The 25,967-nt window shown below is 69.5% G+C and carries 22 protein-coding genes and 5 pseudogenes; 12 read left to right on the top strand and 15 right to left on the bottom strand.

From position 1 onward, the window contains the following. Nucleotides 1–122 precede the first annotated feature (122 nt). From ACWCP0_RS08445 to ACWCP0_RS08435, 3 genes are all read left to right on the top strand, one after another. On the top strand, nt 123–431 hold the full coding sequence (locus ACWCP0_RS08445) for a hypothetical protein (protein ID WP_451078093.1): 309 nt from the start codon (nt 123–125) through the stop codon (nt 429–431). Between the two features lie 93 nt (nt 432–524). Further along, entirely contained in the window at nt 525–1,310 is a 786-nt protein-coding gene (locus tag ACWCP0_RS08440; RefSeq protein ID WP_451078092.1) for an RNA-guided endonuclease InsQ/TnpB family protein, read from the top strand. Between the two features lie 502 nt (nt 1,311–1,812). Further along, complete coding sequence (locus ACWCP0_RS08435) at nt 1,813–1,947, top strand: hypothetical protein (RefSeq protein WP_451078091.1); 135 nt, start codon at nt 1,813–1,815, stop codon at nt 1,945–1,947. 327 nt (nt 1,948–2,274) lie between these two features. Here ACWCP0_RS08435 and ACWCP0_RS08430 read toward each other — a convergent pair whose 3' ends face one another. Both ACWCP0_RS08430 and ACWCP0_RS08425 read right to left on the bottom strand, forming a co-directional pair. After that, nucleotides 2,275–3,114 carry an enoyl-CoA hydratase/isomerase family protein gene (locus tag ACWCP0_RS08430; protein ID WP_451078090.1) on the bottom strand — a complete coding sequence of 280 codons (840 nt, stop codon included), beginning with the start codon at nt 3,112–3,114 and terminating at the stop codon, nt 2,275–2,277. A 656-nt stretch (nt 3,115–3,770) separates the two neighbouring features. Continuing rightward, a pseudogene (locus tag ACWCP0_RS08425) lies at nt 3,771–4,066 on the bottom strand (AraC family transcriptional regulator); the annotation flags it as partial. Here ACWCP0_RS08425 and ACWCP0_RS08420 point away from each other — a divergent pair. Next, the gene (locus tag ACWCP0_RS08420) at nt 4,020–4,820 is read left to right on the top strand and encodes a transposase family protein (protein WP_451078089.1); all 801 of its coding nucleotides are present in this window, start codon (nt 4,020–4,022) and stop codon (nt 4,818–4,820) included. The pseudogene ACWCP0_RS08425 and the gene ACWCP0_RS08420 sit on opposite strands and share 47 nt — an antisense overlap. Here ACWCP0_RS08420 and ACWCP0_RS08415 read toward each other — a convergent pair. After that, nucleotides 4,783–5,112: a hypothetical protein gene (locus ACWCP0_RS08415; RefSeq protein ID WP_451078088.1), complete on the bottom strand. Its 330-nt coding sequence runs from the start codon at nt 5,110–5,112 to the stop codon at nt 4,783–4,785. The two genes, ACWCP0_RS08420 and ACWCP0_RS08415, sit on opposite strands and share 38 nt — an antisense overlap. Nucleotides 5,113–5,209: 97 nt before the next feature. On the opposite strand from ACWCP0_RS08415, the gene ACWCP0_RS08410 reads away from it, so the two are divergent. Next, nucleotides 5,210–5,356 carry a hypothetical protein gene (locus ACWCP0_RS08410; protein ID WP_451078087.1) on the top strand — a complete coding sequence of 49 codons (147 nt, stop codon included), beginning with the start codon at nt 5,210–5,212 and terminating at the stop codon, nt 5,354–5,356. Between the two features lie 200 nt (nt 5,357–5,556). Here the strand turns inward: ACWCP0_RS08410 and ACWCP0_RS08405 are convergent, their stop codons facing one another. The 5 genes and pseudogenes from ACWCP0_RS08405 to ACWCP0_RS08385 all read right to left on the bottom strand — a co-directional run. Then, nucleotides 5,557–6,039: a carboxymuconolactone decarboxylase family protein gene (locus ACWCP0_RS08405; protein WP_451078086.1), complete on the bottom strand. Its 483-nt coding sequence runs from the start codon at nt 6,037–6,039 to the stop codon at nt 5,557–5,559. Between the two features lie 488 nt (nt 6,040–6,527). Further along, nucleotides 6,528–6,773, bottom strand: a complete 246-nt coding sequence (locus tag ACWCP0_RS08400) for a hypothetical protein (protein WP_451078085.1) — start codon at nt 6,771–6,773, stop codon at nt 6,528–6,530. Next, nucleotides 6,770–7,456 (bottom strand): annotated as a pseudogene (locus tag ACWCP0_RS08395) (transposase); the annotation flags it as partial. The pseudogene ACWCP0_RS08395 and the gene ACWCP0_RS08400, both read right to left, overlap by 4 nt. A gap of 3 nt (nt 7,457–7,459) precedes the next feature. Further along, nucleotides 7,460–7,960 (bottom strand): annotated as a pseudogene (locus tag ACWCP0_RS08390) (transposase); the annotation flags it as partial. A 48-nt stretch (nt 7,961–8,008) separates the two neighbouring features. Then, nucleotides 8,009–8,384: pseudogene (locus ACWCP0_RS08385) on the bottom strand (IS1380 family transposase); the annotation flags it as partial. Between the two features lie 377 nt (nt 8,385–8,761). Here ACWCP0_RS08385 and ACWCP0_RS08380 point away from each other — a divergent pair. The 4 genes from ACWCP0_RS08380 to ACWCP0_RS08365 all read left to right on the top strand — a co-directional run bounded on the left by ACWCP0_RS08380 (nt 8,762) and on the right by ACWCP0_RS08365 (nt 15,725). Next, nucleotides 8,762–9,691: a MurR/RpiR family transcriptional regulator gene (locus tag ACWCP0_RS08380; RefSeq protein WP_451078084.1), complete on the top strand. Its 930-nt coding sequence runs from the start codon at nt 8,762–8,764 to the stop codon at nt 9,689–9,691. A gap of 350 nt (nt 9,692–10,041) precedes the next feature. Continuing rightward, entirely contained in the window at nt 10,042–12,948 is a 2,907-nt protein-coding gene (locus ACWCP0_RS08375; RefSeq protein WP_451078083.1) for an FAD-binding and (Fe-S)-binding domain-containing protein, read from the top strand. Between the two features lie 202 nt (nt 12,949–13,150). Then, entirely contained in the window at nt 13,151–14,092 is a 942-nt protein-coding gene (gene murQ, locus ACWCP0_RS08370; protein ID WP_451078082.1) for an N-acetylmuramic acid 6-phosphate etherase, read from the top strand. Nucleotides 14,093–14,126: 34 nt separating this feature from the next. Further along, nucleotides 14,127–15,725 (top strand): PTS transporter subunit EIIC, encoded by a 1,599-nt coding sequence (locus ACWCP0_RS08365; RefSeq protein ID WP_451078081.1) that lies wholly within the window; start codon nt 14,127–14,129, stop codon nt 15,723–15,725. Between the two features lie 108 nt (nt 15,726–15,833). Here ACWCP0_RS08365 and ACWCP0_RS08360 read toward each other — a convergent pair whose 3' ends face one another. From ACWCP0_RS08360 to ACWCP0_RS08350, 3 genes and pseudogenes are all read right to left on the bottom strand, one after another. After that, nucleotides 15,834–16,238 carry a GNAT family N-acetyltransferase gene (locus ACWCP0_RS08360; RefSeq protein WP_451078080.1) on the bottom strand — a complete coding sequence of 135 codons (405 nt, stop codon included), beginning with the start codon at nt 16,236–16,238 and terminating at the stop codon, nt 15,834–15,836. Between the two features lie 63 nt (nt 16,239–16,301). Then, nucleotides 16,302–16,430, bottom strand: a pseudogene (locus tag ACWCP0_RS08355) (iron-siderophore ABC transporter substrate-binding protein); the annotation flags it as partial. Between the two features lie 600 nt (nt 16,431–17,030). Then, a complete protein-coding gene (locus ACWCP0_RS08350; protein WP_451078079.1) occupies nt 17,031–20,333 on the bottom strand; it encodes a S8 family peptidase in 3,303 nt (1,100 codons plus the stop codon). Nucleotides 20,334–20,742: 409 nt separating this feature from the next. Here ACWCP0_RS08350 and ACWCP0_RS08345 point away from each other — a divergent pair, with 409 nt between their 5' ends. Then, a complete protein-coding gene (locus ACWCP0_RS08345; protein ID WP_451078078.1) occupies nt 20,743–21,174 on the top strand; it encodes an ATP-dependent DNA ligase in 432 nt (143 codons plus the stop codon). Between the two features lie 166 nt (nt 21,175–21,340). On the opposite strand, the gene ACWCP0_RS08340 is transcribed toward ACWCP0_RS08345, so the two are convergent. Continuing rightward, nucleotides 21,341–21,967 carry a TetR/AcrR family transcriptional regulator gene (locus tag ACWCP0_RS08340; protein ID WP_451078077.1) on the bottom strand — a complete coding sequence of 209 codons (627 nt, stop codon included), beginning with the start codon at nt 21,965–21,967 and terminating at the stop codon, nt 21,341–21,343. Between the two features lie 108 nt (nt 21,968–22,075). Between ACWCP0_RS08340 and ACWCP0_RS08335 the strand changes: the two genes are divergently transcribed. Both ACWCP0_RS08335 and ACWCP0_RS08330 read left to right on the top strand, forming a co-directional pair. Beyond that, nucleotides 22,076–22,873: an acetoacetate decarboxylase family protein gene (locus ACWCP0_RS08335; RefSeq protein WP_451078076.1), complete on the top strand. Its 798-nt coding sequence runs from the start codon at nt 22,076–22,078 to the stop codon at nt 22,871–22,873. A 139-nt stretch (nt 22,874–23,012) separates the two neighbouring features. Beyond that, nucleotides 23,013–23,414 carry a tautomerase family protein gene (locus ACWCP0_RS08330; protein WP_451078075.1) on the top strand — a complete coding sequence of 134 codons (402 nt, stop codon included), beginning with the start codon at nt 23,013–23,015 and terminating at the stop codon, nt 23,412–23,414. A gap of 293 nt (nt 23,415–23,707) precedes the next feature. Here ACWCP0_RS08330 and ACWCP0_RS08325 read toward each other — a convergent pair whose 3' ends face one another. The 3 genes from ACWCP0_RS08325 to ACWCP0_RS08315 all read right to left on the bottom strand — a co-directional run bounded on the left by ACWCP0_RS08325 (nt 23,708) and on the right by ACWCP0_RS08315 (nt 25,963). Next, nucleotides 23,708–24,091: a transposase gene (locus ACWCP0_RS08325; RefSeq protein ID WP_451078291.1), complete on the bottom strand. Its 384-nt coding sequence runs from the start codon at nt 24,089–24,091 to the stop codon at nt 23,708–23,710. A 679-nt stretch (nt 24,092–24,770) separates the two neighbouring features. Continuing rightward, nucleotides 24,771–25,001, bottom strand: coding sequence for a Trm112 family protein (locus ACWCP0_RS08320; protein WP_451078074.1), 231 nt, complete (start codon nt 24,999–25,001; stop codon nt 24,771–24,773). Next, on the bottom strand, nt 24,998–25,963 hold the full coding sequence (locus ACWCP0_RS08315) for a DMT family transporter (protein ID WP_451078073.1): 966 nt from the start codon (nt 25,961–25,963) through the stop codon (nt 24,998–25,000). The genes ACWCP0_RS08320 and ACWCP0_RS08315 overlap by 4 nt, the downstream gene beginning before the upstream one ends. Between the last annotated feature and the right edge of the window lie 4 nt (nt 25,964–25,967).

The raw sequence follows: 25,967 nt of genomic DNA, 5'->3' as shown, positions 1-25,967 counted from the left end.
GGCCTTCAGGCCGGGGAGGAATGGGTCCTTGGAGCGGAGCCGCGGAGCGGCGGAGATCTCTGTCGCATTGGTCGTGACCTGTGCTTTCGGCTGTTGTCAGTGGTGGCGGTTAGGTTGAAGGGGTGAAGGTCGTGGTGCAGGTGAAGCTGTTGCCGTCGCCGGAGGTGGCGGCGGCTTTGGCGGCGACCCTGCGCGTGTGCAACCGGGCGGCTGATGCGGTATCGGTGGTCGCGTACGAGACGGGCACCACCTCTCGCAACGAGCTGCAGAAGCTCGTCTACGCCCGCTTGAAGTCGGAGTTCGGGCTCGCTGCCCAGCCGGCCGTGCGGGTGGTGAAGAAGGTCGTGGACGCCTACGCCACGTTGCGGGGGAACATCCGGGCGGGAAACCTCGGCCCGAACGGGTCGAGGCGGCGCAGGCGTGCGGAGTAGAAGCCGGTCGTCTTCCGCCCCGATGCGGCCCAGCCCTACGACGACCGGATCCTGTCGTGGCAGCACGACGCGCGGACCATCAGCATCTGGACCGTGGCCGGGCGGATCAAGAACGTCCGGTACACCGGGCACCCCGGCCAGTTGGCGATGCTCGAGAAATACCGGCGGGGCGAGTCGGATCTCGTGCACCGGGCCGGCATGTGGTTCCTGATCGCCACCTGCGAGATCCCGGAGGCCCCGCTCAACACCCACCCGGCGGACTGGATCGGTGTGGACCGGGGCATCGCCAACCTCGCCACCACGTCCGACGGGGACAACTACCAGGGCCGCCGTCTTGGCCGCTACCGGCGCTGGCACGCCCGCAAGCGGGCCGAGTTGCAGGCGAAGCAGACCCGCTCCGCCACCAGGCGGGCCAAACGCCGGGCGCGCCGCGAGGCCCGGCACGCTACTCATGTCAATCACAGGATCAGTAAGGAGATCGTGGCCGTCGCTGGGGGTGCCTCCCAGGCGAAGCTCTGGGGGAGCACCGGACGCGGCATCGCCCTCGAAGAACTGAGTGGCATCCGTGACCGGGTACGGCCTTCTCGCGACCAGCGGGCCACGCTCTCCTCCTGGCCGTTCCACCAGCTCGAAGAGCACATTCGGTACAAGGCTCGGTGGGCCGGGGTGCCGGTGATCTGGGTGGACGCCCGCTACACCTCGCAGATGTGCCCCAGATGCGGGCACACGGCGAGGCGCAATCGTCCCGTCCGGGACGCCTTCTGCTGTCGTCGGTGCGGGCTCGCTGGCCCCGCCGACCACGTCGCCGGGGTCAACGTGCGCAACCGCGCACGCTCGGCGTGGGTTCTGGTCAACGGACCCGTACCGCAAAGGACCTGAACGCCACCTTTCGCTGGTAGATGCGACCCGTGACCGCCCTGTCGTAGGGGGCAGTCGGGAGCGCGACAAGGCGCAAACGACAGAGCCAACAGGCTGGGTCGTTTGCGGCCGAGAAGTTGACTCGCTCGCGTCGGTGCAGGGGCGCTGCCTTGTACGACACTCTGAACTGCGGGGATGTTGATGCGGGGCGGCTGCGCCGTGCTGCCGCAGCCGCAGCCGCAGCCGCAGCCGCAGGCCGCCGACGGGCGCCTCGTGACCCGTGTTAGTGGCCGACGGGTTGCCGGTTCTGGCTCGGTTTGAAGGCGGCATCGAGCATGGCTTCGATGGCCCAGTGTGTGGGCGGCAGGGTGCTGAGGGCGAGGTCCAGCGACGTTGCGACTTCTTCGTTCTCGAGCGCCTTCGGAAGTGGTTCAGGAGACCGTCGGGTGCGCACGAGGGCGGGGACAGCGGTTCCCGGGGTCCTTCGAGCCGGACCTCGCCACCGCCGTCCGCGGTGACGGACATGATCGACGCGTTCCGCCAGTCACCGCCGCTGTTCAACGTCATGGACACGGGTACGAAGATCGCGATTGCGGTCGTCCTGGCCGTCCTGATCACCGCGGTGATCGGCGTAGGCCGGTGGCTCACCCGCCGCTGAGTCTCCGTCCGTCGGCGGGGCTGCCCGGAGTGATGACCGTGCCGCAGCTTGAGAGGGTGAGTGGCGAACTTGTCAAGTGCGCCTGTGGCGGCTGACATCAACGCCTGACACCACCAGGCCCGGACGGCGGCGGTCAGCGCCGAACCTCAGCGGACGATCAGCCGAGGACCACCGCCGGTTGACCGACGTCGCCGACCCCTCGTGATCGACCTGATAAGGATGGGGCCACAGGTTCAAGCCCTACGGCCGGCCAGGGGCATCAACTTGACGAGGCCCTCTGGCTTGCCTCAGCCATTGAGACTCCACCGACCTCACGGCAGTTCTTCATCAGTCGACGGCCTTCAAGTCGCCCAGGGCGTCTCCGAGGCCGAGTTCGGTGGCACCACGGGTCTGGAAGCCGTGCTTGAACAGCTCAGCCGTGCGCTGCTGTACTCCCTCGCCTCGGACGAGTTGCTGGAACAGTGCGGCGTCTGCGCGTACTTCGGCAGGAGCTGGCAGGCTGATGGCGTTGATTGCCGACTTGGCTGCGATCAGCGCATCGCGGGGGAAGCCGCTCATGCGCGCGGCGATGCCTGCTACGAACTCGTCCAGTTCGGCGTCAGGGACCGCACGATTGACCCATCCATAGCGTTCGGCGAGGTCGGCGTCGAAGTCCGACGACGTCAGCACGGCTTCGAGGGCACGGCCCCGGCCCAGCAGACGGGTGAGGTGCTGGATCGCGCCCGCGCCGGGGGGTGTTCCGATTCCCACTTCGGGCTGGCCCAGGATGGCGTTCTCCCGGGAGGCGAAGCGCATGTCGCAGGCAAGGAGGAACTCACTGCCCGCTCCCCGGGCACGGCCGCGCAGCTTGGCGATGGTGACAGCCGGGAGCTGGCTCAGCTTGCGAAACAGCATTCCCAGGGAGGCATCGCCGGGGCCTCCGGCCTTGGCGGCCTCAGCGGTGTACTCGGGGACTTTCGTCATGTCGACGTGCGGGAAGAAGAAGTCGGCGTCCGCACTGTCGAAGATCACCACGCGTGGGGCGGTCGGGTGTGACAGTTCCTCGAGCAGTGCGACCAGGTCCCGCACGACCTCGGGACCGATGAGGTTCATCGGCGGTGCGTTGAACGTGGCGGACAGGACGTTGCCGTCCAGCCTGGTCTTGATGGTTTCGTACGAGGCGGTCATCTCGGTATTCCTGTCATCGCTCAGCCCCGTCCTTCTCGTGGACGCGGTGCAGGGTGATGTCGCGGGATTCGGCGGCTGCGACGACCTGGAACGGGGATGGTGACCAGGCCGAAGCTGATGGCGCCGCGCCAGATCGCTCGGGGCATGACAGTGACCCTTTCGTCCGGGTCTGCCATGCTATGTCGTCCCCCGCCAGTGGGCTCCCTGAGTGGTCCGGACCTACCTAGAATCGAGCACGTGCCCGACAGGTCGGTAAGGGCTCGCCGTGGCACCGTTGTCACAGGTCAGACCGGAATCCGAGTGAAGAAGCGCAGTGATCCCAAGCTCAGAGCGCGGGTTCGATTCCCGTTACCCGCTCCAAGGACGAAGGCCCAGGCCTGATTCGCGGCCAGCTTACGGGCCCCGATCTCTCGCCCCGTGGCAGCCCAAGCCTCTACGTGCCGACGGCGTGGCAGGGTGGGGTCGAATGGGGCGAGATAGCCAGTAAGAACAAGGCCGGACTCAGTGAGCCATGGGGGCGCACCCTTGTGGCTCTCCTGCGTGACAGTCTTCGCGATCACGGAGACAGACGCGGTCATCCGCGTCCTGATGACCGCAACTTTGCGGTGGTTTGAGTCTTGGACGACGAAGCGGCAACCCAGAGGATTCGCGGGGCGTCAGCACAGTGCAACCTCGCCCGCGTGGACGGCGTGCATGGCGCGCTCGACGGTCTCCTGATTCTCGCCGACCGGAGCTACGTAGCCGATGACGTCCCGCGCGGCGTCCTCCCCGAGCATTCGGGTGATCACCCACGTGGCGAGATACTGTGACGCGAGGCAGCCGCCCGCCGTAGCGATGTTCCCCTCGTCGTGGAACGGGGCGTCGAGCGCGGTGACGTCGCAGTCTTCGACGAGGGCCGGCTCTTCATGTCCGTGCAAGCGGGCATGCCATCCAGCAACCCGAGCCGGGCGAGCCCGCGTTCATCGGTAATCAGAGGGCCCAGCACCATGTCCCGCACCGCCTGGCCTGCCGGGTTCTTGGGGTATCGGAAAAGGGGCCGCCCCGGCCCAGGCCGGACAGCCCCACAACAAGATTTTCAGCAGGTCCGCCGACCGCGGGCCCACCGGCCCGGACGCCGCGCGTTCGTCTCCGGCAAGAAGAAACAGAACACCATCATCAGCGACCACCAGGGCCGCACCCTGTGGAACGGCGCTGACCGGCCGGGGCGCATGCACGACCAGACTGCCGTGGGCACCGAGGGCATCGCCGAGCAACTGCGCCTCCACCTGAAGGTGAAAGCCGAGGTCGACGAGGGTTACCGAGGCCTGGCCAACGAGTTCCCCGGCCAGGTCACCGCCCCGCCGAAGAAGCCCAAGGACGACGCGCCGGAAGGCGACAAGCGGGCCTGGCGCGAGATGCGCCGCCGCCAGTCCTCCCGCCGCATCGTCGTCGAGCACGCCAACGCCGAAATGCGACAGTGGCGGCCACTGCAGCGCTACACGGGCGCCGCGAAGATTGCGCCGAGACATACAGCGCCATCGCGGGAGTGGTCTCCGACCGCGCCGCCCAGCGGGCCACCCAGCCCTCCCACAGCACCGAACTGGTGCTCGCCCGACAGAGCACCTGCTGATCAACCACCAGCCGAACCGCCAGGAGAGCAGGTCCCGGCTTCAATCGCCGACCCAGTCGTTACTGGTAGCGGCCGTCGAAGCGGGCTCCGCTGTTGAGGTCCGTGAACCGGAGGCCGACGACCTGGCCCTGCTCCACTACCCATCGGAGATCGTAGGAGGCCCGGTAGGAGGGCGGCCAGAAGGAGCTGAAGTGGCCGCTCTCGTCTACGGTCCACGTCCCCTCCGTCCGGCGCCCGGCCTCGAGGTAGCGGGTGGCTCCGTCGGGGTCGAAGGTCTGCGTCGCGCCGTCGCTGTAGAGGAGGGTTCCTGCGGTGACGGCGGTTGGGATGTGCTCAGGCGGCACACGTGCGCCGTCCTGGGCGGCCATGCCGTCGAGGTTCTTGGTCACTGTGTGATCCTCCTGTCGGGCCCAGCGGGCTTCCGTGGGCGAGGCTTGCTGGGAACGCGCGGCCTCACATGGGCAGGATGCCCTGGCCCGGGCTGCCGTGCAGCCCGGGCCAGGGGCGCCCCGCGGCCTCGGAGCCGGCGACCTGAACGACAAGCTGAGCAAGGCCTACTCCGCGGTCGGACACCTTGCGCACAACGACGCGCCCGACCAGGAGAGGGAGCAGGAGGCGGAAGCGCAGGACTGAGTAGGTGCTTTTCAACCTCAAGCCGCAGGTCAGGTCGGCTGTGTTGCTCAGTCGTTCTGTACCTCCTGTTCAAGCGACGGAATTGGATCTGACGGCGCGGGGTACCGCGGGACCTTGTCAACCGAGCGCCACGCCAGGGCGTCGGCCGGGACAGCGGGCAGGGCGTCGCCTCCCCCGATGAAGGGAGCTACGGGAGCCGCTCAGTCCGCCGGGCCCGGCATCGCGCCCTCGGCAAGCTTGATGCGGGTCCAGACGTTCATGTTGACGACGACGGCGACGATCTCGAGCATCTCCTCCGGGCTGAAGTGCGCAGCGAGCGCGTCGTGGAAGCGCTGGAAGGCCGCGTCGCGGTCGGTGTCGGAGGCGCGGGTGAGCGCCTCGGCGTAGCGGAGTGCCGCCTGGTCGGCCTCGGAGTGAAGCTCGGTCTCCCACCACGCGGTCAGCGTGTCGATCTTGGCTCGGGGGATGCCCGCTTCGCGCGCCGCTTTGTAGTGCAGGTTGAGGCAGTAGGTGCAGTTGTTGAGCTGCGAGACCCGCAGGCGCAGGAGCTGGGCGAGGCCGCGGTCGATCCGCAGCTCCGCTGTGTATCCGAACGCATCCGCGCCCATCCGAGCCATGCCGATCAGCGCCTCGTTCCCGCTCGCGTCGAGCCGGCGGTTCGCGATCTGGACATCGTCAGTCATCTCGGTCCTTTCTGTGCTCGTCGTTCCCCTGCCCGCGCTTCCGGGCCCCGCTCCGAGCCGCTCGGTCATCTATGACGAACCTCTTGTTCCGGCCGGTCGAGGGGACGCGATCGCGGCGTCGGGCGGCTCGGCGAACGCGATCAGGGGTCTCTGTGAACGGATTGTCGCTCCAGTGCCGTCTCGATATGTCGTTTTCGACACGCGAAACTGAAACGGCGGCTTCTGCCTCGTGAGCCACACAGCCCGCCCTGACCTGCGGCTTCGAGGTCGAAAAGCACCTACTGAGTCAGACGGTCTACTACGTGGTGGGTTTGAGGAGGCCCGAGACGGCGACCCGTCCTCGCGTGGAGTCCGTCCGTCAACGAGCGCGGGTGATCGGTCGGGGCAGCAGGTTGTGCAGCAGTTCGGCGGTCTCGGCTTCCATGTCGACGCCGCCGAGCAGCTGCTCGTTGCTGCGGGCGAGACGGGCGGCAGCCTCGCGCAGGGCGTCAATGTCTCCGGCAGCGTGGTGCGCAAGGAAGGATTGGGCGGTGCAGCATCTCGCTCTCCTCGGCAGCGAGCAGGCCGCGGTGAGCGGCCCACAGGGCGCCGGGGATGTCGTCTGCTTCCCTGCGGCGGGTGGACAGCTCGTACGCGACGTCCACGACCGCGGAGACCATCTCCTGGTTGACCGGCTCGGCCCGGCGTAGCGCGGGGGGTGCCTCTATGTCCTTCGTCAAGCTCAAGCTGGTCATGCGTGGGCAGTTTCGGGGCCGCGTGCCTCGTAGAAGGTTCCGTCGCGGAGCATGGCGAACAGGACGCTGATGCGGTGCCGGGCCAAGCGGAGAAGGGCCTGTGTGTGGGTCTTGCCACGGGCCCGGCACCGGTCGTAGTAGCCGCGGGAGGTGGGGTCGTGCAGGGCGGCGAACGCGGACAGGAACATCGCGCGTTTGAGCTGCCGGTTCCCGCCGCGGGGTGCGTGTTCGCCGTGGATCGAGGTGCCCGACTGCTTCGTGGCCGGAGCGAGGTCGGCGTAGGAGGCGAGGTGAGCGGCAGTGGGGAAGCTGGTGCCGTTGCCGACGGTGACCAGCAGGACGGCGGCGGTCCTGACGCCGACGCCGGGCAGCGACGTCAGGACCTGGGAAAGAGGGTGGGCTTCCAGCAGTTCGCTGATCTGGGCTTCCAGGGCCCGGCGTTGTTCGTGGACGGCCGCGAGCGAGCGCGCCAGGGACGGGATGACCACGTCGAGGGTGCCGGTGCCCGGAACGACGACAGTCTGTTCGTCGAGCGCGTCGAAGACGTCGTCGATGAGCCGGGCGGCCATGCGCGGGGCCTTGGGGCGGATCAGCTCGACGAGTCTGCGGCGGCCGGCTTTCCGCAGGGCAGCCGGGGATCCATAGCGTTCCAGCAGCCAGGTGACAGCCTGGTGGTCGAGGCGCGCGGCGACTTTGACCAGGTCTTTCAGTCGGGAGGCGGCTGGCCCGTAGCAGACGTAGTAGGCGATCTCGGTGGGGTCGGCCACGCTGCGGCGGGCCAGCACCCAGTGGCCGAAGCCGTTCTCCCAGCAGGGGCGGATCGCCACGCGCGCCCAGTCGTGGATCCGTTCGCCGTGCGCGCCCTGCCCGCCCGACAGACGCTTCCAGCGTTGCCGGGGCAGCGCGGCGATAAGCTTGTCGACCCGGGACTCGGCCCAGCCGGTCGTGACCACGGTGTCGTTGACCTTGGTCGCCAGGACATACGCCACCCGGCGTTCCTCCAGCCAGGACCGTGTGTGCTTGACCTGTCCGTATGCCTCGTCCGCGGTCACCCACGCGAACGGCACCGCGGCGTCGATGGCGCGCTGCAGCATTCGCCGGAAGTGCTCGTTCTTGGTCGCGAAGCAGATCTTGCTTGACCTTGGAATCGATGTCCACGAACAGCACCTCTTCCTGCCGGGGAACCAGACCGGTGTGCGCGGCCAGCGTGCAGGTGAACGCCCGTATGGCAGACTTGAGTTGGCCCACATGCCCCCAGGTGAAGGCGCGCAGGAACGTGCCCAGCGTGGACGGCGCGCGCACGCCGCCGAACAAGCGCGGCAGCCCGCCGTGGCGCAGTACGTCCAGGTCATCGATGCTGTCCGCGCCGGCCACCGTCCCGCCCACGACCGGCAAGGCTTTCGTGTCGGCTGCTGTACCGGCACCGTTCCTCGCGCCGGTCAGGTTTACCTTCTCGGCCGCCAGGGCGGGCAGACCGCACCGCGCGGCCAGGCGAATCGTCGGCACGAGCCCGGCATGCGCGATCAGGTCCGGGTCGTCGAACGCGGCGAACAGCGTCGCCGGGGTGTGGGTGACTCTGACTTCAGAGGTGCCTTGCTTTGTGGGACTGATGAGGGGTAGGAACTCTCATCATCCCAGGTCAGCGGGCACCTCTTCTTACTTCGACGTCCGCAGACCGACTATCGCACGGTGGATCCAGGTTGATAGTCAAGCTGTCAGCCGTTGCGCTCTGTGGGCGTAGGGCGGTGTCATCGGATTGAGGCGGCCTGGGCGGCCGGGGCCGAGGGCGGCGGAGGTCCTTTGCCCACGCCCCGCCTCCCGTTCCGCCGCCCGTCGTCGCCCCGGGACCATCGCCCCCGCCCCCGTGTGCGCGGGCACGAGCAGGCCCACTCAGGTACCGCCCGCCGCGTCACCGACGTGACCCGGTCTTGTGATTAACTGCCTGTCAAGGTGCGTACACCCCCGTCGCCCGGTGCAGGAGGAAGCCGATGAGCCGCCGGGACGAGCCCCCCACGCCGGAGCCGGAGCGCGGCCCCGCTGGCGGGAATGGAGCAGACGCCCTCACCCGTATCCGCGCCGGCCGGCCCACGCTGCCGCCCTCGGAGCGGCGGGTGGCCGACGCCGTGATCTCGGACCCGGCCGGAAGCTCGGAACTCTCCATCGGCGTGCTCGCCCAACGAGCCGCCACGTCACCCGCCACCGTTCTGCGCTTCTGCCGGACGCTCGGCTTCGGCAGTTACCCCCAGCTGCGGCTCGCCCTGGCCGCCGCGGTCGCGCACGAGCGGGCGGTCGGCGGGGAGCAGTCGGCGCTGGGGACCGACATCGATCCGTCCGACACCCTGGAACAGATCGTCAAGAAGATCATCTACAACGAGGTCCGCGCGCTCGACGAGACCGCCCGCAGCGTCGACCCCGAGGTCCTCGGCCGGGCCGTCGACGCCATCACCGCGGCCCGGCGCATCGACATCTTCGGCGTCGGCGCCAGCGCCTTCGTCGGCCAGGACCTGCACCAGAAGTTGCACCGCGTCGGCCATATCGCGTTCGTGTGGACGGACGTCCACGCCGCCCTGACGGCGACCGCGCTGCTGGGGCCCGGCGACGTGGCGATCGGCATCTCCCACTCAGGGGAGACGGAGGACACTGTCGAGCCGCTGGCTGCGGCCGCCGCTCGGGGAGCCACCACCGTCGCGCTCACGAACTTCCCCCAGTCCGCCCTGGCGGAGGCGGCCGACCTCGTCCTCACCACCTCCGCCCGCGAGACACCGTTCCGTTCGGGGGCCACGGTCAGCCGGATCGCCCAGCTGGCCCTGATCGACTGCCTGTTCGTCGCCGTGGCGCAACGCTCCTACGAAGCCGCCGCGGCGGCCCTCCAGGAGACCTACACCGCCGTGCAGCGGCGCCGGCGGCGTCGCCCGTAGCACCTCCGACGGCACGCGAGCCGTTCGCGAGTCCCCCACCTGTGGGAGCTCCGGATCCCCTCCCTGCAGAGGCCCCAGATCCCCTCCCTGCCGGAGCCCCGGAGTTCCGGTCCGCCATGCGCCCCGGCCTGCCCACCCCCCGCATGTAATTAAATTTCATGTCACACAATCCAGACGTAAGTTATTGACATGCCGCGATGTTGATCCCGATACTCCCTTGAGCCGCGGCCCGGCCGGACCGCGCGCCGACAGGCCCCGGCCCACCGAGTGGGCCGCGCCGCCGCGCACCCGGTCGCCGCGCACAGACCCACCGTCGTCCCGCGCCGAACCGGCGGCGCCGCCGAGGAGCCATGAGCCACCCCACCGTCTCCGCCACGCCCGCCCCCGCTACGCCCGCCTCCGTCACACCCCCCTCCGACCAGCGCCTGGCCGAACTCCTCGCCTCGTGCGTCGGCGACCCGGCCCGGGTGACGACCGCGCTGCCCCGCAGGATTGCTGCGGCCCACGACGCCTCCCCGTACCTGTTCACCCCTCGCGCGGTGGTCCGCGCGGCGTCGGCCGGCGAGGTCGGCGCGCTGATGGCCGGGGCCCGCGCGGCCGGCGTCTCGATGACCCTGCGCTCGGGCGGCACCAGCCTCGCCGGTCAGGCCGGCGGCGACGGCATCCAGATCGACGTACGCACGCACTGGCGCAACGCGGAGATCCTCGACGACGGGCACCGGGTCCGTCTCCAGCCCGGACTGACCGTCCGCCAGGCCAACGCCCGGCTCGCCCGGTACGGCCGCCGACTCGGCCCGGACCCGGCGAGTGAGAGCGCCTGCACCATCGGCGGCCTGGTGGCCAACAACTCCAGCGGCATGAACTGCGGCACCCGGGACAACGCCTACCGCACCATCGAGTCCCTGCGGTTCGTGCTGCCCTCCGGCACCGTCGTCGACACCGCGGACGCCGACGCCGACGAGGCGTTGCGGGCGCGCGAGCCCGAACTGCACGCGGGGCTGCTGCGACTGCGGGAACGGGTCCGCGGATCGGCCGCGTCGCGGGCCACGGTGGAGCGGCTCTTCGCCATGAAGAACACCATGGGGTACGGACTGAACTCGTTCCTCGACCACTCCACCCCGGCCGACATCCTCGCCCGGCTCATGATCGGCAGTGAGGGCACTCTCGGGTTCGTCGCGGAGGCCGTCTTCCGCACGGTCCCGCTCCTGCCGCACACCGCCACCGGACTGCTCGTACTCCCGGGGTTCGCCGAGGCGACCGACTGCCTGCCCGCGCTGCTCGCCGCCGGGGCCCGCACCGTGGAACTCCTTGACGCCGCCTCCCTGCGGGTGGCGCAACGGTCCGCCGACCCGGTGGAGGCCCTGCGCGGCCTCACCGTCACCGGCCACGCGGCCTTGCTCGTCGAGTTCGCGGAGGACGACGCCGAGGCGCTGGAACACGCCGTCGCCGCCGCCCACCCCGCGCTGCGGCTGCTGCCCACGGTCGCCCCGGCCGTGCTGACCCGTGACGCGGGGGAGCGGAACCGGCTGTGGCGGCTGCGCAAGGGGCTGTACACCGCGGTCGCCGGCGCGCGCCGCCCCGGCACGACGGCCCTGCTGGAGGACGTGGCGGTGCCGATGGAGCGGCTCACCGCCACCGGCGAGGGCCTGATCGACCTGTTCGCCCGGCACGGCTACGACGACGCGGTGATCTTCGGGCACGCGCGGGACGGCAACCTGCACTTCATGCTGACCCAGGACTTCGACTCCGGCGGAGAACTGGACCGCTACGCCCGCTTCACCGACGACATGGTCGACCTAGTCCTCGGAGCCGGTGGCACGCTCAAGGCCGAGCACGGCACCGGGCGTGCCATGGCCCCGTTCGTCCGACGCCAGTACGGCGACGAACTCTACGAGGTGATGCGGGAGCTCAAGCGGTTGTGCGACCCGCACCAGTTGCTGAGCCCCGGCGTCCTGCTCGATGACGACCCCCAAGCGCACCTCGGTCACCTGAAGAGCGTTCCGGAGGTCGACCCGGCCGTGGACGCCTGCGTCGAGTGCGGCTACTGCGAACCCGTCTGCCCCACGGCCGACGCCACTACGACCCCGCGTCAGCGCATCGCCCTGCTGCGCGAGATCGCCCTCGCCGAAGCCGCGGGCGACGACGACAGGCGCCGCGCCCTGGAGGACGACTACGGCTACGCGGCGGTCGGCAGCTGCGCGGTCGACAGCCTGTGCGTCACCGCCTGCCCCGTCCACATCGACACGGGCGAGGTCATGAAACGGCTGCGCGCGGACCGGCACGGCAAGGCGGCCCAAGGTGTCGCCGACCGGGTGGCGCGGCACTGGGAAGGCACGGTCACGGGCGTCCGTACGGCGCTCAAGGCCGCCCATGCCGTCCCGCTGCCCGTCACCCGGGCGGCAGCCCGGGCGGTGCGCGGACTGGGCGCCAGGGAACTGGTGCCCGTATGGACCCGCGACATGCCGCGCAGCGGGCCGGACCGCCCCGCTCCACGGCATCCCGCCGAGGCGGAGGCCGTGTTCTTCGCCGCGTGCATCGGCAGCCTCTTCGCCCCCGAGGAGGGCGCCGACCGGACTGTGGGATCGGCGAACGCGTTCCTGCGCCTGTGTGAACGGGCGGGGGTCCCGGTCGCCGTACCGGACGGACTGGGCGGCCTGTGCTGCGGCACGCCCTGGCAGTCCAAGGGGTACACGCAGGGCCACCGCACCATGGCGGTCCGCACGCTGGACGCCATGTGGACGGCCACCGACCACGGCAGGCTGCCCGTCGTCTGCGACGCCTCCTCCTGTACGCACGGTCTGGAACGGCTGGCCGACTCGCTGCCCGAGGAGGACCGTGCCCGTTATGCGGCCCTGCGGTTCGTGGACAGCGTGGCCTTCACCGCCGAGCGGCTGCTGCCCGCCTTGCCCGCTGTACGGCCCCTGGGGTCCATGGCCCTGCACCCCACCTGTTCGACCACCCACCTGGGCGCCGACGACGCCCTGCGGACCGTAGCCGCCGCCTTGAGTCCGGACGTGACCGTGCCCGACTCGTGGGGTTGCTGCGCCTTCGCAGGTGACCGGGGACTGCTGCACCCCGAGGTCACCGCGGTGGCCACGGCACGTCAGGCCGCCGAGATCAACACCCGGACGTACGACGCCTACGCCTCCTGCAACCGGACCTGCGAGATCGGGATGACCCGCGCCACCGGGCGGCCCTACCGGCACATCCTCGAACTCCTCGACGAGGCCACCGCCCCGGCCGTGGCCGGGATGTGACCCACTGATCGCCTGTGGAGTCTTGACGCGACTCTGAGCTGAAAATATGTTTCATGTGGTCGGAGCGAAGTGAAAGAAAATTTCATCGCTGTCTCTCGTGTCACACGGACCAGCCGACCCCGCTCTCCGTCGCGTATGACTGAAACGCGCCAGAGACACCGAAGCCACCAGAATGTCCGAACCACAGGAGCTGTGAACGTTCATGTCTACCCAGGACGCCGTGGGGAACGGCCTACTGCGTGACCAGCTGGCCACCATGGCCACGGAGGCGTACCGCCCCGAACTGGCGGACATCGACCGCCTGTCCACGCTGGACATCGCCCGCCACATGAACGCCGAGGACGCGACCGTCAGCGCGGCGGTCGAGGACCGGCTCCCCGAGATCGCCGCCGCGATCGACGGCATGGCCGAGCGGATGGCCCGGGGCGGACGGCTCGTCTACGCCGGGGCGGGCACCGCCGGACGGCTCGGCGTGCTGGACGCCTCCGAGTGCCCGCCCACCTTCAACACCGACCCCTCGCAGGTCGTGGGCCTCATCGCCGGCGGGCCCGCCGCCATGGTCACCGCCGTCGAGGGTGCCGAGGACTCCGAGGAGGAGGCCCGGCAGGACCTGGACGGGCTGAAGCTGTCCGCCGACGACGTGGTGGTCGGCATCTCCGCCTCGGGCCGTACCCCGTACGCCGTCGAGGCCGTCCGCCACGCGCGGTCCCTCGGCGCGCTCACGGTGGGACTGTCCTGCAACGCCGGCAGCGCGCTGGCGGCGGCCGCGGATCACGGCATCGAGGTCGTGGTCGGCCCGGAGACCGTGACGGGCTCGACCCGGCTCAAGGCGGGCACCGCGCAGAAGCTGGTGCTCAACATGTTCTCCACCATCACCATGATCAGACTCGGCAAGACCTACGGGAACCTGATGGTCGACGTCCGCGCCTCCAACGAGAAGCTGCGGGCGCGCGCCCACCGGATCGTGGGCCTCGCGACCGACGCCTCCGACGAGGCCATCGCCGCGGCGCTCGCCGCCACCGGCGGCGAGGTCAAGAACGCCATTCTCACCCTGCTCGGATCCGTCGACGCACGGACGGCCGAGCGCCTTCTCCAGGACGCGCACGGGCACCTGCGCAGGGCCCTCGAAACCGCAGCCGCCTGACGTACCAGCCGATACTCACAGCAAGGCCGATCTCTTGGCGAACGAGAACAAGTACCGCGACACCGCGGCCGCCATCCTGCCCCTCGTCGGAGGAGCGCGGAACGTGGCGTCGGTGGCCCACTGCATGACCCGGCTCCGGCTGGGCCTGCACGACCGGACCCTGGTGCAGGAGGAACAGCTCAAGGCACTGCCCGCGGTGATGGGCGTCGTCGACGACGACACCTACCAGATCGTGCTCGGACCGGGCACCGTCGCCCGCGTCACCCCGGAATTCGAGACCCTGGTCGAGAACGAGCGCGCCGGGGCTCCCGCGGCCGCCCCCGCGGCAGGCGGCGTCCCGGGCGGCGAGCCCGTGACCGCCGAGGACCTCGCCGCGCAGGGCGCGGCGCTGCGCGCGGAGCGCAAGGCGCAGAACGCCACCCCCTTCAAGCTCCTGCTGCGCCGCATCGCGAACATCTTCGTACCGCTGATCCCGGCCCTCATCGGTTGCGGCATCATCGCGGGCCTGAACGGCCTGCTCGTCAACCTGGGCTGGCTGCCCGGCATAACCCCCGCGCTCGCCGCGATGGCCTCCGGGTTCATGGCGCTCATCGCCGTGTTCGTCGGCTACAACACGGCGCAGGAGTTCGGTGGCACACCGATCCTCGGCGGCGCCGTCGCCGCCATCATCGTCTACGCCGGCGTGGCCAACGTGGAGGCGTTCGGCCAGGAGCTCTCCCCAGGTCAGGGCGGTGTCCTCGGTGCCCTGGGCGCTGCGTGGCTCGCCGTGCAGATCGAGAAGTGGTGCCGTCGCTGGGTCCCCGTGTCCATCGACGTCCTGGTCACCCCGACCATCACCGTGCTGGTGGCCGGTCTGGCCACCCTCTTCGGGCTGATGTTCCTCGCCGGTGAGGTCTCCACCAAGATCGGTGAGGGCGCCAACTGGCTGCTCTCCAACGGCGGCGCGGGTGCCGGACTGATCCTCGGCGGCCTGTTCCTGCCGCTGGTCATGCTGGGCTTGCACCAGGCGCTGATCCCGATCCACACGACCCTCATCGAGCAGCAGGGCTACACCGTGCTGCTGCCGATCCTCGCGATGGCCGGCGCGGGCCAGGTCGGCGCGGCGATCGCCGTCTACTTCCGGCTGCACCGCAACACCTCGATCCGTACGACCATCAAGTCGGCGCTGTGGCCGGGCTTCCTCGGTGTGGGCGAGCCGCTGATCTACGGTGTGTCCCTGCCGCTGGGCCGCCCGTTCATCACGGCCTGCACCGGCGGCGCCCTCGGTGGCGCGTTCGTCGGGCTCTTCAACCAGCTGGGCACCGATGTCGGCTCCACCGCGATCGGCCCGTCGGGCTGGGCGCTCTTCCCGCTGCTCGACGGCGATCACGGACTCGGCCAGACGGTGGCCGTCTACGCCGCCGGCCTGGCCGTCGGCTACCTGGGCGGCTTCCTCGCCACGTACTACTTCGGCTTCACCAAGACGATGCTCGCCGAACTCAACGTGGCGCCTGCGCAGCCTGCACCGGACACCGTCGCCGCCCCGGCGGACACCGTTGCCGCCCCGGCGGGCGCCGGAGCGAACCCGTCGGCGACCGCCGGCACGGACCCGTCGGCGGCGCCGACCGCGCCGACCGGCGTCCCGGTCCGCTGACGGCCGACCGCCGGAGAATCGACCGCGGGGCGGTCACCGTTCTCCTGAACGGTGACCGCCCCGGGTGTTCCGTGGACGGCGGCGTGAGCGGCGCGCCGGTCACGCCAGTCACTTGAACAGATGGACGTCCTCGGCGCCGCCCGGGATCCCCAAGGTCCGGCCGGTCTCGACGCAACCGTGGCGCCGGTAGAACTCCGGGGCCTGGAAGGTGAACGAGGAGACGCAGGCGCGATCGCAGCCGCGGCGGAGTGCCTCCTGCTCCGCGGCCTCAAGGATCGAGGCTCCCAACCCGTCGCCCCGGCTCCGCTCACGGATCCAGAGCATCTCGATGCCGAGCAGTCCGCCCCAGGTCCAGGCGGCCAGACCGCCGATCAGCTCGCCCGCGTCGTCAAGGACCTTCACCGAGAGGGAACTCTGATCGGCCGCCGTGGTACCGGTGGCCGGGAAGTTGATCTCGTCCAGCCCGCGGGAGAGGCGCTCGCTGAGCTCCGTGTCACGCTCACCGACGCTCAACGTCCTAGCGGTGTGATCATCTGTCGTGCCGCAGAGTGTGGCACACGCCTCGGGACCGGCCCGTCACTTCAGGGCGTCAGTGAACAGGGGGACGACCTGGTCGAGCGCGTAGCCCACCGACAGCACGGAGTTGGTGGCGAACGCCTGGCTGATGTTCTTGTCGTCGAAGACGACGGAGTGGCCATGCTTCAGACGCCATCCGCTTTTCGAACGTGATCGCTTGGTTCGTGCTGGGTGGGCATGGACTTCGGCTGGCGGCGGGAGGGATGAGGGCGGTTCGTTCGCTCGCGTCGCTCGTCGAGGTGGCTGGTGCCGTCGGTGCTCGGTCTCGAGCGATGGCCACTCGGCGGCCGCTTGTGAGACACCGCAGGTCAGCGGATCGTCTTCCGCGACGGCCTGATGATTTGGACACGGCCGTGAGACTGGATGGTTGGCCACGGCCTGAGACACCGCAAGAAGCCCGAGGTCACAGCCCCGCCATAGGACTCGAGCGGCGAGACCTTACACGAGCGAGCGCGCGGGGGCATGACCGGCCCGGCGGCGGGCGGCATTCCCGTGACCGCCTCGCGGCGCGCTGGCTGCTCTTTGGACATCGGCGTGCGCTCCAGGCAACTGTTCGACGGCGCGTTCGGACAGCGTTGACGGAGTCAGTGCAGGAGCGATGACGGAGGGTGGAGGACGTCCGGTCTCGTCCTGGTCGCGGCCCGGTCTCGTCGCGAACAGCCTCTGATGCGGGAACAGCAGTGAGGGCCCGCCGGACGGGTTCCGGCGGGCCCTCACTGCTGGTGGTGCCTACTTGAGGAGGTAGGCCTTGATCACGGTCTGCTTGAAGGAGTTGCCCGCGGCGTCCTTCACGTACGTGCGCAGCGAGACCGAGCCGCCCGAGGTGCGGTGCGGGTGGTCCACGGTCACGGTCCGCTTCATACCGGAGCCCTTGACCTTGGCCGTCCGCCAGGTCTTGCCCTCGTCGTAGGAGACCTCGGTGGTGAAGGTACCGATCGACGACTCGGTGGCGCCGAGCGCTCGCTGGATCAGGACCGGAATGTCGAACTTGCGTCCGTCATCGGCTCGGTTCCACTCGTCCAGCTCCGGAGCCATGCGCACCGCGTACAGCGGCAGCGCCTTGCGTTCCGACGTGGTCTGCGACCGGAACCGCCATTCCGCCCGCAGGTCCGTGGAGACGGAGCTGACGGGAGAGAGGTCGCGCTTCTGCTGGAACGTCAGGCGGTAGTCGGCCGGGGTGGCGTCGGTCGGTACTGCCGCATAGCCCCAGTGGTACGGGACCAATTCGCCGTTGCGTCGCAGCTCGTACTCGGGCTTGCTACCGGTCGACGTTCCCGCCACCAGGTCGAGGTTGCCGTTGGCGGCGTCCTGGATGGCGAACCACATGTCGTCGCCCTCACGGTAGGTGTCCATGCCCTCGGGCGAGAAGCCCATGGCCTGCACGCCCTGGTTCCAGCGCTCCTCGACCTTGGCGCCGGCCTTGTAGCCGTGCAGGGTGCCGAGGTAGCTCTGTCCGCGGGGGCTGTCCGGGTCGAAGATGTTCCACTGGTCGAAGGCGGTCTGCCAGCGCAGGCCGTCGGCCGCCGAGAAGTAGTCGACCCGCCGGTTCGGAACCGGAAGCCCGTCCATTCTGTGTGAGGTGAAACGAACGTTGTCGACGTGCATGTAGATGAAGCGGTATGCGGTGGTTCCCGGTGCGGTGGCGGCGAACGTGGTGGTCACCTTGGCCAGCTCCGACGTGCGGGGCTGGTAGGACGGGTCCGCCGGGATGCCGCCGTGTACCGGCCGGGTGAGGTAGTAGACCGAGGACGGGTTCGCGCCGTCGGCGGCGGGCTCAGCCCAGATGCTGCTGACCAGGTAGGTGAACTTCGAGTTCTTGACCTTCGCGGTCGGCGCCGCGTACAGGCCCTCGATGCGGTCGCCGCCGATCGCGCCGGGCATGTTGACGGAGAACAGGTGGTCGGACAGCCCGATGGTGCCGAACTCGTTGGAAAGCATCCGGGCCGAGCGGCTCGGGGCCGAGATCGTGACGGGCTTGGCCTTCCGGGCGTCGATGGCGGCGTCCCGGTCGGTGGTCAACGCGACCTCCGGCACACCGACCACGGTGCCCTCGGTGTACGCCTCGTCGAAGAGGAAGCCGCCGACGGAGTAGGTCTTGCCCTTGGGCAGCCTCAGCACGGTGCTGCTCTTGCCGTGCAGCTCCACCTCGTAGGACTGGTAGTCGTTCGAGTTGACGATCAGGTAGGCGTGGTCGGGGGCTTCACCCGAGCGGTCCTTCACGCTGAGGCGAAGGTCGTAGGCCGGCTGTTCGACGTCCATGCCGAGGGGGGTGCGCACCGAGACCGTCTTGTCCGCGGTGGAGGCGGTGACCACACCGCTGTACGCCGCGTAGATCGTGGCGATCTCCGGGGTGGCGGTGAGGGTGACGTCCGCGGTTCCGTGCGCGGGCACGGTGACCTTGTCGGTGCTGAGGCGGAACAGACCCTCCGGCGCGGGCTTCTTCGCGTGATAGGTCGCGTTGAGCGCGAGGTCGAGGGTGACCGGCTCACTGCCCGGGTTGCGGTACGTGAGCGTCTTGTCCACCGGCGGCCGCCCGCCGTCGGTCCAGCGGATCTGGCCGAAGGACAGTGCGGTGGTCTCGGCGGTGACCTGCTGGCCGACCGCCCGGGCGATGTCGACGCGTCCGGCGCCCTGGTAGTAGGCGCCGTGTTCGAAGCCGCCGGTCGTGGTCTGCATCAGCTGCCGCTTGACCTGCTCCGGGGTCCAGTCGGGGTGCTGCTGGAACAGGATGGCGGCGGCACCGGCGACGTGCGGCGTGGCCATCGAGGTTCCGGACATGCCGATGTAGCCGTCGTCGGCGGTGGTACCGCCCGCCTTGGCGGCGACGACGCCGACGCCGGGGGCGACGAGGTCGGGCTTGAGGCCGGAGTCGCCCACCCGGGGACCGAGCGCGGTGAAGAAGGCGAGCTCGTCGTTGATCTGGGTGGCGCCGACGGCCAGCGCGCGGTCGGCGGAGGCGGGAGAGTTGACCTTGCCGGGACCGTTGTTGCCGGCCGCGGCCACGACCAGGACACCGTGCTCACGGGTGACGGTCTCGACCATGGCCTCGATGACGTCGGTGTCCGGGGTGTCGGTGTCGCCCAGGCTGAGGCTGATCACCTTGGCGCCCTGCTCGGCCGCCCAGGCCATGGCCTCGACGATGTCGGAGTTGTCGCACCAGCCGTCCGAGGTGCAGACCTTGCCCGACAGGATCTTCGCACCGGGCGCCACGCCCTTGTACGTGCCGCCGGAGGCCGCGCCGGAACCCGCGACGGTCGAGGTCACATGGGTGCCGTGGCCGTTGGAGTCATCGGTGTTCGGCTCGGTGGTGAAGTTGGCCGCTTCGACGACGAGGCCCTTGAGGTCAGGGTGGTTCGGGTCGTAACCGGTGTCGAGGACCGCCACCTTGACCCCGTCGCCCTTGTAGCCCTTCTCCCAGGCCTGCGGTGCTCCGATGTGCGCCACCGTCCGGTCGAGCTGGACCTTGGCACGACCGTCGAGCCACACCCGCTGGATACCCGCCCCGAACGCCTTGGCGCCGGCCTTGGCGGGGGCGATGCTCTTCCAGAACTCCGCGGCGTCGTCGCGGTGTTCGCTCAGGGTCGCGAAGGGGGTCCCGGAGATGGTGCGGACCTTCTCGGCACCGGCCGTGGTCAGCCGGCGTTCGACGGAGGCCGCCGCACCCGCGTACTCGACGATCAGCGGCAGGCTCGCCCGGTCCGCGTACTTCTCCTCGACCAGGGCCGAGACGTTGAACAGGGCCTTGTCGAGGCGGTCCGCCGTCAGCAGCGGAAGCGCGTCGACGGGAATGACCGTCCACTCGCCACGGTCCTGACGCTTCAAGAACTTGATGTGCTCGCGGCCCTCGGCAGGTTCCACCGAGACGCTCTCGCGGCCAGTCGGGTCCTTCTCCACAGTGACGCGGTCACCCGTGATCAGAGTGACGTGCTGCCGAGCGAATCGGGACTTCTCGGCAACCTTGCCCTGAGTCGTCGAATCGGTCTGATCGACGGTCCGGTCGGCGTCGTGGGCCATACCGGGAGTGGCGGTCACACCTGCCAACAGCGCTGCGAGAGCAGCCGCCGCCACATACTGCGGCCGGGATCTGTGGACCCTCTGCCGCCACCTGTCGTTCACATGTCTCATGGGGGGACAGCGTGGCGTCATCGAGGGTCCAGGTCAGCACCTTCCGCGTGTCCAGCAAGCGACAAGTCACCTCTCCGCCAGGGGCGATAGGTGGACGAACATCTCCGAAGAGTGACGAACCTGACGGTGGGCCCGTAGGGTAGCAGCCCGCCGGATGGATTCCGGCGGGCCGAGCACTGCTCCTGACGCCTACTTGATGACGCAAGCCTTCATCACGGTCTGCTCGAAGGAGTTACCGCGGCGTCCTTGGCCGCCTGGCACTCGAGCACGCTGCCCGTATCCAGCGCGCCATCATCGCCTCACCCGAGAACACCGAGTGCCTTTGGCCATCGGCTGGAGCGTCGGCGAGTCCCGCTACGCCGGCGGCGTGCTTCTCGAGGGTGAGCTCGTCGTCCGGCGCAACGGACGGCTCCCTCTCGAGGCAGTGCAGCACCGCGCCTTCGCCGGCGGGCGGACCGTCGAGCAGCGCGCGACCACGCTCCCCGCTCACTTCATCGACTTCGACGTCCTGCAGACCGCCGGACAGGAAGTGATCACTGAGCCTTACGACCACCGCGGCGCCGTCCTCGAGGACCTGTTCACCGAGCAGGAGCCGACACCGCCGGGGACGTTCTGCCCCATGACGACCGACATCGCCGTCGCCCAGGAGTGGCCGGAGACCTGGACCGACGTCCAGGGCGGAGGGGATCTTGTGGACAGAATTCGGGGCTGCCCGCTGTCTGCCGTCCGGGAAATGAAGGGCTTTTGAGGTCTTGCGTGAGCGCGCCTTTCCTCGTGTCCGGCCGGACCACGGTGCGTGACTGGGCAATTGGCGGGCCGATTGTCGGCTGGACGGCGTCATGTGGAACAGCACAACCACCAGATCGGCGCACCCGCCACGCGCTCGCTGATCGCCCGACCACACGCAGCCCGTTTCACGGGGCCGTAACTGGACGCGCCGCCGCTTCTGGGGGAGGGAGCAGCGGGGGACTGTTGGTGGCGAGTTGGACAAGGTGTTCGGCGAGGTCGGTGTCGAGGGGGGAGCCGGTCATGAGTCGTCGGTAGAGGATGGTGCCGGCCCAGATGTCCTGGACGAGGTCGGTGTCGAGGCCGTCCGGCAGGTCGCCGCGTTGGATTCCGCGGTGCAGCGCGGCGGCGATGTTCTCGCGCTTGCGGTGCAAAAAGGCCTCCCGGAATCGAGCCATGAGTTCGGGGTGGGGGAGGAGGCCGGCGGCGAGTGCGGGCAGCGAGGTGGCCATGTCCTCGTTGGCGTAGTTGTCGATGGTCATGTCGACGGCGTGGCGCAGTTCGGCGTGTGTGTCGCCCAGATCGGGGATCTCCTCGGCGCGGAAGATCTCGGCGAGCGCGTCGGCGACGAGCGCCTCCTTGCTGGGCCACCAGCGGTAGATGGTCGATTTGCCGACGCCCGCGGCCGTCGCGACGGCTTCGATGGTCAGCGCCGTGTATCCCTGTCCCGACAGGACATCCCGTGCCGCGTCAAGGATTTTTGAAGCAGAACGCGGCCCACCGGCCACCGAACCTGAGGAGAAGACGAGTGCCATGAATAGAACGATACGAATCGTTTCGTTCATAGGTCAAGGCGTGCTACTGTCGCCCCGATGAAACGCTACGTTTCGTTTCACTCTGGGTCTCTTCCCGAAGGATGTGTCATGAAGGGTTACACCGTCCCTCTGTCTCCCCGTGGTATCGCGAACCTGGCGCCCGCTCCGCCGTGGCACTACGCCGGCACCGTGGTGGGTGTGGAGTTCTTCACCGACCCGGCTGCCGCCGCGGCGACGTTGCCCGAGGGCCTGACGCCCGACACGGACTCAGCCGGCCGCGGCGTCGCGATGTTCATCGACTGGCAGTACTCCTCCACCGGTCTGGAGTACCTGGACCCCGCACGCTCGCAGTACCGGGAGTTCTTGATCACCCTGGACGCCCACTACAGCGGCACCCCGGTGGCCTGGTGCCCCTACATCTACGTCGACAACGACTCCGCCATGGCTCGTGGCTGGGTCCAGGGCTTCCCCAAGAAGCTCGGCGCCGTCCACCAGACCCGCGCCTACTCCGTCGGCGGCCCCGGCACCCCGGTCCTCGGCGAGGGCGGACAGTTCGCCGCCACCGCCTCCGCCGCCGGACAGCGCATCGCCGAAGCCAAGATCACCCTGGAACAGCCGGTTCCTGACCCCACCACGCTGATGAACCGACCCGTGGTCAACCTCCGCCACTTCCCCCGCCTGGCCGCCGGACAACACGACAAGCCCGCCGTCCACGAACTGGTCATGTCCGTCCTGGACAACACCGCCGTCAGCGACGCCTGGGTCGGTACCGCCGACCTCGCCTTCCTCCCCGCCCGTGGCGAAGAACTCGCCGACCTGCCCATCCAGCGCACCGGCAAGGGATTCCACTTCGACCTCGCCTACACCGTCACCGACCTCAAGACCCTCACCGACCACAGCAACTAACCACCCCACATGCCACGACGGCCCCGTCATCAGCCCTCACCCCGCGGGGTCCCTCCTCCACCACGAACCATCCCCGACGCACCGTGCCCCCGACGCCTTGGGGGGGCACGCCCACAGCTCTCACATCTCAGGAGTCGACGTGCCCATCTACACCTGCACCACCGCCCAGGGAACGCTGGGGGCCGGCGCCAAGGGTGACCTGGCCGCCGAGATCACCCGGATCCACGCGGAGATCAATCACGTTCCGCCCGCCTACGTCAACGTGGTCTTCTCCGAACTGCCCCAGGACAGCGTGTACGTCGGTGGAGAACCCGGGGCGCCGCTCCTGATCAGCGGCTGGGCACGCCGCGGCCACCCGCAGGAGGAGACGACCCACTTGGCACTCGAGCTGTCGGCGGCTGCTTCCCGCATCGCCGGGATACCCGAGCACCGCATCCTGGTGGTGATCCAGGACAGTCCCGCGCGTTCCGCTGTCGAAGCCGGCCAGGTCCTGCCCGACCCGGGTCAGGAGAAGGAATGGCTGAGGCAGCACGAGGCGTAAAGCGCTGCTGATTGCCGGCGACGGCATGGGCGGCGGCCTCTTCACCGACCTGCGCAAGCCCGGAGAGCACCACGACGCAGGCGACCACCCTGTTCGACCAGCTGGAGGCCTGGTCGATGCCATGAAGACGCTGCGCAGCTGAAGCCGGCCCATGGGGTTTCCGGCGAAGGCTTGGCCTCGGTCAAGGACGGCCTTGGTCAACTGTCTTGGGTGGGGCATTGGGGTCAACCGCCCACCAAGCGGGGGCGCATGCCACTGTGGCGTCGACCAGGTTGTCTTTGGTGATGGACGGATCACTGAGCCATGCCTTGATCGCTCCGGCGAAGCCGTGGGCGAGGAACTGGGCGGTCGTACGAGTCCCCGACCGACCCCATGGACGCCTCAATGCCCGCCCGCATCAGGCGGGTTGTGAGCTTGATAGACGTGTACTGACAGCCGTGGTCGGCATAATGGATCAGCCGTCCGGGTTCGACTCCGCGGGATGCGAGGGCGTACTCCAGCGTGGTGAGGACCAGGTCGGCGTCCGCGCGGGCGGACGTCTCCCAGGCCACCACCCGGCGGGAGAACGCGTCGCGGATCGCCGAGAGCCACAAGGGGCCCTCGCCAGTAGGGATCATGGTGAGGTCGGTGACCCACAGCCGATTCGGTGCGGGCGCGGTGAAGTCGCGCTGGACCAGGTCCGGGGCGAGTGTGGCCTTCGGGTCGCGGCGGGTGAAGCCCGTGCGGCGTGGACTGACGCCACCGGACTCGCACTGCCCCCGCAGAAGACCGTCGAGCAGGGCGCAGCGACCTCGGTGCTGCTGGCCGCCTCACCGACAGTGGACGGCGTCACCGGCCGCTACTTCGAGGACTGCGCGCAAGCCGCACCGGTCACGAACGAGCCGGTGCCATCGCGGGGTGTGGCGCCCTACGCCCTGGACCGGGAGAACGCTGCCCGGCTGTGGGCCGTGTCCAAGTCTCTCGTCCGCCAGGACATGCTTGGGCAGCCATGCGACCGCCTCGTGCCCAGGGCGTTGTTGTGGCACGCGGCGGGGGCAACCCGATGCATGCCGAGTGGGAAACGACCGAGGTCGTCGCCCTTGTCCGCGCCCTCCGGCACCGGGCTATCCAGCCGGGCCAGCTCGCGCAGCTGCTCCTTGGCCGTGCTCACGCTGTTGAACTTGGTGGCGGGTCTCGTCGGCACCGCTGTAGGAGCCGTGCAGCACGCTGGAGGTGCCGCTTCAGCACCACCCCATTGCGACATGACGGTGCGATGGGCCGGCTTCCGCCGGCGTGGAGTCGCCGTAGGAGCGGTCGCTTCCGGCCCCGCCGTCTCGGCGAGGCGTCGGCCGATGGCACCCCACCTAACGGGCGCCGTCACCGGGGACGGGCTCCCCCTACCTCGTCTATGCGGAGCAGCAGCTCCTCGTGTTCCGCGTCAGTGACCTGCTCGCCGGAGGACGGAAGGAGCTGGGGGATGCCGTCGACGATGGGATAGCAACGGCGCAGACGGGGGTTGTAGAGCAGCCCGTCGGGGACGGCGAGGGCCAGCGGCCCCTTGTCGAGCGGGCAGGCAAGGATCTTCAGCAGCGGATCGTTGGGTTTCATGGGCGGCTCCTTCGTTGGCGTGGACGTGGGCCACGGGGGTGCGTGCGTGGGTGTTCCCCCTTGTCAGGGGGCTCGACGGGTGGCGTGTCATGGCGGGGCAGGGCGAGCAGCACGGACACGGCCACGGCCGTGCCGCCCAGCCGCAGGGCGAGCTGCACCGGGTCGGACGGCAGCGGCTCACTGAATGCGACTGTTCCGCAGGCGATGGTGAAGACGCAGGTGACGGTTGTGCAGACGGGGACGATCAGGGAGGCCCGGCAGCGTTGCAGGGCGGTCTGCGACAGGATCAGTCCTGTGGTTCCGGTGAACAGCAGGAGGTAGGGGTAGGGGGAGGCGAGCAGCCTGAGGGTGGCCTGCGCGAGATCCTCGGTCGTGAGCAGCCCGGACACTCCTTTGATGGCGAGCGAGCTGACGCCGTACAGCAGGCCGACGGCGACTCCGTAGGGCAGGCCCGACGTGGGCATGCGATGGCGGCGCCTGGCGCGCCGCTCGGCCGCTCCGTACAGCCACAGCCCGGCCGCGACGGAGGGCAGCGCGATGGCCAGGAGCGTTCCGGCCGGTGCGGTGCGGGCGATCGTCTCCGCGCTGCTGTCGCGCAGTGAGGCGACGACCATCAGCAGGGCGAGAAGGATCGCGAGGATCCCCTGCCGTTCGCTTCCGGTCATGCGCTCGCCGAGGACGGTGGAGGACAACAGAAGTAGGAGGACCAGACCGGAGACGAAGATGCCCTGGGCGGCGACGAGCGGCAGGGTGCGGTAGACGGCGAGCTGGCAGGCGAAACCGGCGGCCAGGGCCAGTGCGCCACCGATCCAGAGCGGACTGCTGAGCAGATGGCGAACCACCCGGCCGGGCTGACGGGTGTGGAGGGCCGGCAGCCCGCCCAGCGCCCGCTTCTCCAGGACGAAGCCGACGCTGTACAGGACGTTGGCGAGCAGCGCGGAGGCCACACCCCACCACGTCATCGGC

Source organism: Streptomyces sp. NPDC001970, assembly GCF_053594115.1.
This window is presented reverse-complemented; position numbering and strand designations above follow the sequence as displayed.